Annotated in this window: 7 protein-coding genes; all 7 read left to right on the plus strand. The window is 58.0% G+C overall.

Annotation, left to right across the window (positions count from 1 at the left end; genetic code table 11):
- The first annotated feature begins 106 nt into the window (after nt 1-106).
- Nucleotides 107-958, plus strand: coding sequence for a LytTR family DNA-binding domain-containing protein (locus HY2_RS02800; RefSeq protein WP_034824511.1), 852 nt, complete (start codon nt 107-109; stop codon nt 956-958).
- Between the two features lie 64 nt (nt 959-1022).
- Nucleotides 1023-2345, plus strand: a complete 1323-nt coding sequence (locus HY2_RS02805) for a glucuronyl esterase domain-containing protein (RefSeq protein WP_112063281.1) — start codon at nt 1023-1025, stop codon at nt 2343-2345.
- Nucleotides 2346-2364: 19 nt separating this feature from the next.
- On the plus strand, nt 2365-2793 hold the full coding sequence (locus HY2_RS02810; RefSeq protein ID WP_034824513.1) for an MAPEG family protein: 429 nt from the start codon (nt 2365-2367) through the stop codon (nt 2791-2793).
- 59 nt (nt 2794-2852) lie between these two features.
- The gene (gene prfA / locus HY2_RS02815) at nt 2853-3926 is read left to right on the plus strand and encodes a peptide chain release factor 1 (protein ID WP_034824514.1); all 1074 of its coding nucleotides are present in this window, start codon (nt 2853-2855) and stop codon (nt 3924-3926) included.
- A gap of 25 nt (nt 3927-3951) precedes the next feature.
- The gene (gene prmC, locus HY2_RS02820) at nt 3952-4788 is read left to right on the plus strand and encodes a peptide chain release factor N(5)-glutamine methyltransferase (RefSeq protein ID WP_051594647.1); all 837 of its coding nucleotides are present in this window, start codon (nt 3952-3954) and stop codon (nt 4786-4788) included.
- Nucleotides 4789-4986: 198 nt separating this feature from the next.
- The gene (locus HY2_RS02825) at nt 4987-5655 is read left to right on the plus strand and encodes a DUF4167 domain-containing protein (protein ID WP_051594648.1); all 669 of its coding nucleotides are present in this window, start codon (nt 4987-4989) and stop codon (nt 5653-5655) included.
- Nucleotides 5656-5852: 197 nt separating this feature from the next.
- On the plus strand, nt 5853-6756 hold a 904-nt coding region (locus HY2_RS02830), incomplete at its 3' end, for a Clp protease N-terminal domain-containing protein (protein WP_034824516.1).

Genomic DNA, 6756 nt, shown 5'->3' on the forward strand with positions numbered 1-6756 from the left:
GGTGTGCGGGATGAATGACGCGTTCGGGGGACAAATGGCGGCATCATGGGACGAAATTCTGCAATCGATCTTCCGGCCAAGGCGCAGAGTGTGGCAGAGAGTCGAGATGGAGATAACGCGCCCACATCCAGAACTGGAGGCTGACCGCCGGGCGGACCGAAAGACATGGCTGTATTTCACCATCTTTGTTTTTGCAGCCTTCCTGGTGAACGCCCTGTCAGCCCAGGATGAAATAATGCGCCAGGGTGGCTCTCATCCGGCCTTGCCATGGCTCTCGGAGGCAACGTCTCATTTGGTTATCCTGGCGCTTGTGCCATTCATCACACAGATGCTGAGCCGCTTTCCGCTGTTTGCAGGGCAGTGGCGTGCAAACTTGATCCGGCACGCCTTTGCGGTCGTGTTTTTTTCGATAGTGCACATCCTGCTGATGGTGGGGCTGAGGAAGCTGTTCATGCCCATCCTGTTCGGATTTCGATATGACTTCGGCCTCTCTGATCCATCTGTCTGGCTCTACGAGTTTCGCAAGGATGCGCTTTCCTATGCCACCATTGCAGCCATTTTCGGGCTTAGCCGTATGGTGGAGCAGAAATCCCTCGAAGCGGAGGCGGCGCGGGCAGAAGCGCAGGATCGCCACCGTCTTACGCTGAAATCCGGCGGGCGCACCTATTTCGTGGATGCGGATAATGTCATCTGGGCCAAGGCCGCCTCGAACTATGTTGAAGTTGTAACGCCCGCCAGGACCTATCTGGCGCGCATGACACTTACGGAACTCGGCAGGCTGCTGGAAGCAGCCGGCGGACGACATGCGAGGGTTCATCGCTCTCACATCGTGAATCTGGACATGGTTGAGGAAATTGTTCCGACGGGAGAGGGCGACGTCGTCTTGCGTCTGGAAACGGGCGATGAGGTGTCCGGCTCGCGCCGTTATCGCAAGGCTTTTGAGACCACTTTTGCGTGAGAGGGCTGGGCGCGGAGGGAAACGGCGCTAGTTTGCCCCGACCGCCTTTGGAGATGCGCCGCTCATGAGTGTTCTCAGATTGATCATATGGTGCCTTGTCCGGTTGCCCTTGTTGATTCTCATTCTTGTTCTGGGCTTGGTCATGTCCAGCTGCACCATGCTGGGCCTGAACTATGCGAGCCTTGAGGTGGACAACAAACCCGCGCCCTCGCCGGCCATAGAGGCGCAAGCCTTGGTGAACTCTTCACAAGAGCGCGCTGCCTTGATGGAGAAGTTTGAAAATACTCTCTATGGACCATGGCCGAAGGGTATGCCTGTCACATGGGGCGAGGCGCAGATTGTCTCCGATAACATTCTAAATGGAAAAGGTGTGCTGAAAGAAATGCCCGTGACAGTTGGCGAGGGGGCTGGCGCGAGAACATTTTTCCTGGTCGTGGCCCTGCCAAAGGGGGAGGGGCCATTCCCGGTCGTCATCAGCGAGACCTTTTCCAGCAATTGCTCCGTCTTTCCTGAATACCCCGTCACGTCTTCTGATGGGAGCGTGTGTGATGGAAGCGACATGGATGGCATCGTCGGTGCTCTCGTCGGCAGGATGTTCGGCGAGTACATCGCCCTCGCGCCCCTGGACCAGTTCATGGAGGCAGGTATTGCCTATGCGAGCTTTTATGGACCTGATCTTGTGCCCGACAGCCGCGAGCAGGGGCCCGTTGTCATGGCCCGTCTGGGCGGACCGACAGAGCCTACGGGTACGCTCATGGCGTGGGCTTATGGTTTTTCCGCCGCGATTGACGCGCTCACTGCCGAAACGGCAATCGATCCTGATGCTGTCTCTGTCATGGGGCATTCGCGCTATGGCAAGTCTGCGCTGATCGCGGGTGTGTGGGACCGGCGCATCGGCGCGGTGGTAGCGCATCAGTCCGGTTTTGCTGGGGCCTCCCTGTCACGATCTCACACAGGTGAGGGGCTTCAGCGCATGGCGAAGACCTATCCACACTGGCTGGCGCCCGAGGTTCAGCCCTGGCTGGACTATCTGGATGAATTGCCTGTGGACCAGCACGAATTGCTGGCGCTTCTGGCGCCCACACCGGTTCTGCTGGGCAATGGGCGCCGGGATGTCTGGTCAGACCCAAACTCCTCTTTCCGGGCCGCCATGGCTGCCTCTGCTGTCTATGAGGCCATGGATCTGCCGGGCCTGCCGGAAGCGGGTATGCAGCAGGATTTTAGACCGTCTGCCGGGATTGCCTGGTGGTTGCGCTCCGGCGGGCACAGCATCGTGTCGGAGGATGTCGATACATTTGTCGCCTTTCTACAGGCACATCTGTCGGACTCATCGCGTAGGGGCAGTGCTGTTCAAAACCAGGAAAAGCGCGTAGATTCAGCGCAATAATAAACGGAGGGAGGGCAAAATGCCTGCAAATGTTGATTTTCTCTATCCTGTCCTGGCGCTGATCGTCTGGACGTTGATCCTGTGGTTGTGGATGAACGCAACGCGTATTCCCGCCATGCAGAAAGCCGGGATCAATCCGGATGATGCGCGCCATCCCGGCACTTATGCGGACCGTTTGCCACCAAATGTCCGCTCCGTGGCCGACAATTACAATCACCTGCACGAACAGCCAACCATCTTCTATGCATTGATGTTCTTCACTGCGATGACGGGTGGCGGCGACAATTTCGCTGCCCTGCTGGCCTGGATTTATGTCGGCCTGCGCGTTCTGCATTCTTTCGTGCAAATACTGTCGCCAAAGGTGATACAGCGCTTCCTGGTCTATTTGCTCGCCTCGCTGACCCTGTTTGTCATGGCAGGCAGGGAAGTTGTCCGCATTCTGCTCTGAACGGCAAAACGCAGACGGGGGGACTTATCAGGCGGTCAAAACCGCTCTAAAGGGCGCGTATGGCCACACTTTCCCTTTCCCGTCTGCAGCAGGTGATCGATCGGTATGAAGAAGTCGAGGCGCGTATGGGCGCCACGACCGAAACCGATGAAATCATCGCGCTGTCCAAAGAGCACGCTGAGCTGAAGCCCGTTGTCGAAAAGGCACGGGAAGTCATCAATGCCCGCAAGGGCCTGGAGGAAGCGCAAGCGTTGATCTCCTCCGGTGACAAGGAAATGGCCGAACTGGCCGAGATGGAAATCGAGGATATCAAGGACCGCCTGCCGGACCTTGAATCCGAGATGCAGGTTCTCCTTTTGCCGAAGGATGTCGACGATGCTGCCGACATTGTTCTGGAGGTGCGCGCCGGGACGGGCGGGGACGAGGCTGCGCTGTTCGCCGGAGACCTGTTCCGCATGTACACACGCTATGCTCAGATCATGGGCTGGAAGGTGGAGATCGTCGACGCGTCCGAAGGCGATGCGGGCGGCTACAAGGAAGTGGTGGCGAATGTGTCGGGTGACGGCGTGTTCGGGCACATGAAATGGGAAAGCGGCGTGCACCGCGTGCAGCGCGTTCCGGCAACGGAGACGCAGGGCCGTATCCACACCTCGGCTGCGACGGTTGCCGTTCTGCCCGCACCTGAGAATATCGAGATCGACATCAAGCCGGAAGACATCCGTATCGATACAATGCGCTCCTCCGGGGCTGGCGGTCAGCACGTCAACACAACTGACTCTGCCGTGCGGATCATCCACCTGCCGACAAACATCATGGTGACGAGTTCTGAAAAGTCCCAGCACGTGAACCGCGAAAAGGCGATGGAGCAGCTGAAAATCCGCCTTTACGAGAAACAGCGTGCCGAAGCCGATGCAGAGCGCGCCGAAGCCCGCGCGAGCCAGATCGGCACAGGCGACCGCAGCCAGAAAGTTCGTACCTACAATTATCCGGAAAACCGGGTGACGGATCACCGCATCGGCCTGACCCTCTATTCGCTGGACAAGATCATCACCGGTGACAAGCTGAATGACGTTATCGAAGGGCTGATCACGGAAGATCGCGCCCGCAAGTTGGCCGCGATGGAGGCGAGTTGAGCTGTCGGACCTGACCTATGATGCTTTGCTGGCAGAGGGGGCTGCGCAGCTGCAGGCGGCGGGGATAGAGACGGCCCGGCTGGAAGCGCGCTGGCTGCTGGCACATATGGCGGGTCTTCAGATGTCTGATCTTATTATGCATGGCCGCGATGCCGTGCCGACTGAGGACTGTAAGGCTTTCCGCGCTGCCCTTGCCCGACGCGTAGCGCATGAACCAATCCAGCATATTCTCGGCACAACAGAATTCTATGGCCTGGAATTCCTGTGCGATGCGCGCGCGCTGATCCCGCGTCCGGACAGTGAGTGTGTTGTGGAAGAGGCGCTGAGGCGCATTCCGGCGGATCGTCCAGTTCAGGTGGCAGACCTTGGCACGGGAAGTGGCTGTCTTCTGGCGGCTCTTCTCACCAATCGTCCGCAGGCGCAGGGCCGGGGCGTTGAGGCGAACCTTGCTGCCGCCAGCCTCGCGCAAGAGAATTTGGCCAAGCTCGGCCTGTCAGACCGCGCGGACATATTCGAAGGCAGTTGGGCCAATTGGCAGGGCTGGGGCGAAGCAGACCTGATAATCTCCAATCCCCCCTATATCGCTAGCGCCGAAATCGACAGTCTGATGCCGGAAGTGCGCGCGCATGATCCCATGGACGCGCTCGATGGCGGGCCGGATGGGCTGGTTTCTTACCGCCAGATCATCCGCCTGGCTGCCGCCCATATGAAACGCGGCGCATGGCTGGTTTTCGAGATTGGCCATGATCAGCGCGAGGCCGTTTCCACCCTGCTCCAGGAGGCAGGTTTTGCCGAAATAGACAGTTCAAAAGACCTTGGCGGGAATGATCGTGCCGTTTGGGCACAATTACCCAATCTGTAATACTTACATTTCTTCTTGGCGGATCGGCCAAGTCACGCTAGAACGCACAAGTGAGGCGGCGACAGCAACTGTTTTCCAGCGCGTCCCGCTCACGAGACTCGCGCAAATATAGGGCTGGGGCCACCTAATCCATCGAGACCAGTTGCGCTGGGAACTGCCTGCAAGGAAACAGCAGGCGCATGAAACGGGAAGATCTTCATGAAACGCTCACGCGGGCGCAATCGTCGCTCAGGCGGTAATAACCAGAATAACCACAACAATCCGAACCGGCATTATGAAAGTGTTGGCCCGGACGTCAAAATCCGTGGGTCCGCCCAGCAGGTTCTGGATAAATATTTGCAGTATGCTCGTGACGCCCAGACTAGTGGCGACCGCATCCTGTCAGAAGCCTACTTCCAGTTTGCTGAACATTATCAGCGCATTGTCGCCAAGCAGCAGGAAGCGAAAGAACGCTCCCAGCAGCAACGTGGCCAAAATCGTGACAATCGCCGTGATGACCGCGACAATAACAACAATGATGCGGACGACGATAACAACGATTCCAATTCCAAAGAGGAAGCAGAAGTCGAATCCCGCAATAAGACCCGTGAAGAGAAGGCTTCAGAGGATGATTCCTCCGAAGAGACTTCGAACGCAAAATCGGATGCGGACGAGTCTGGCAATGACGAGGATGAATCTAAATCCAAGCCGAAGGCCAAGACAACTCGCGGTCGCCGCAAGCCTTACGCCAAGCGCGACAAGGCGGATGATGACACCTCCGGTGATGATGCGGAAAATGAGGGCGTCATGAAGACGGTCTCCCGCCGCCGCAAGAAACCTGTGGAAGAAACACCCACCGAAGAAGCATCGGCTGAAGCGGCCGAATAGGTTTCTCTCAATTTCCTGTTTCAAGAGGCCCGGCAGCCGGTTGGCGCGCCGGGCTTTTTCATGCGCGTTTTAGGACCGGGAAGTGTTGCAAGCAGGGCAGGGCTTACCCACATGAGTAGTGAACCGGATACCGGCTGCCGCTGAGCGGGGCTAATATCCAAACGACCAAACGATCTGCCTATAATAGGGGATGTCACATGAATATTGAGCAATACACAGAGCGCGCCCGAGCAATTATACAAGGCGCGCAGACCTCTGCCCTCGCCAACGGGCATCAGGTTCTGACCCCCAGCCACATCCTGAAAGCCATGCTGGAAGACCGTGACCAGCTTGCCGCGAATCTCATTCGCGCGAGCGGTGGACGTCCGGAACTGGTGGCGCAGGGCGTCGACACGGCCATCGGAAAACTGCCTAAGGTGCAAGGTGCCAATAGCGGCCTGCGTCTGGAGCAGACGGGCGCGCAACTCTTTCAGAATGCTGAGGCCGAAGCCAAGAAGGCCGGTGACAGCTTCGTCACTGTTGAGCGTCTTCTGCTAGCAATCGCCGGTCTGAAAAATGATCCGGCTGCAGAGGTGCTGTCTTCTGGGGGCGTCACGGCAAAAGCGCTGGAAGGGGCAATTGCACAGCTTCGCCAAGGCCGTACAGCCGACAGCGAGAATGCTGAGGAAGGCTATGAAGCCCTCAAAAAATATGCCCGCGACCTGACCAAGGATGCGCGTGATGGCAAACTCGACCCGGTGATTGGCCGGGACGAAGAAATCCGCCGGACAATCCAGGTGCTCTCGCGCCGTTCAAAGAATAACCCCGTGCTGATCGGTGAGCCCGGTGTCGGTAAAACTGCCATCGCGGAAGGCCTTGCTTTGCGCATCGTTAATGGCGATGTGCCGGAAAGCCTGAAGAACAAGCGCCTGCTAGCGCTCGATATGGGCGCGCTGATCGCGGGTGCGAAATTCCGTGGTGAATTCGAAGAGCGTCTGAAGGCCGTGCTGAACGAAGTGCAGCAGGCCGAAGGCGGAGTCATTCTGTTCATTGATGAGATGCACACGCTGGTCGGCGCTGGCAAAAGCGATGGCGCGATGGATGCGTCGAACCTTCTGAAGC

It is taken from the genome of Hyphomonas pacifica, assembly GCF_000682675.1.
GTDB lineage: Bacteria > Pseudomonadota > Alphaproteobacteria > Caulobacterales > Hyphomonadaceae > Hyphomonas > Hyphomonas pacifica.

What these genes read in the sequence shown, in the direction of transcription:
- HY2_RS02800 (WP_034824511.1), top strand. Translation starts at nt 107, where the DNA reads ATGGAGATAACGCGCCCACATCCAGAACTGGAGGCTGACCGCCGGGCG.
- HY2_RS02805 (WP_112063281.1), top strand. Translation starts at nt 1,023, where the DNA reads ATGAGTGTTCTCAGATTGATCATATGGTGCCTTGTCCGGTTGCCCTTG.
- HY2_RS02810 (WP_034824513.1), top strand. Translation starts at nt 2,365, where the DNA reads ATGCCTGCAAATGTTGATTTTCTCTATCCTGTCCTGGCGCTGATCGTC.
- prfA (WP_034824514.1), top strand. Translation starts at nt 2,853, where the DNA reads ATGGCCACACTTTCCCTTTCCCGTCTGCAGCAGGTGATCGATCGGTAT.
- HY2_RS02825 (WP_051594648.1), top strand. Translation starts at nt 4,987, where the DNA reads ATGAAACGCTCACGCGGGCGCAATCGTCGCTCAGGCGGTAATAACCAG.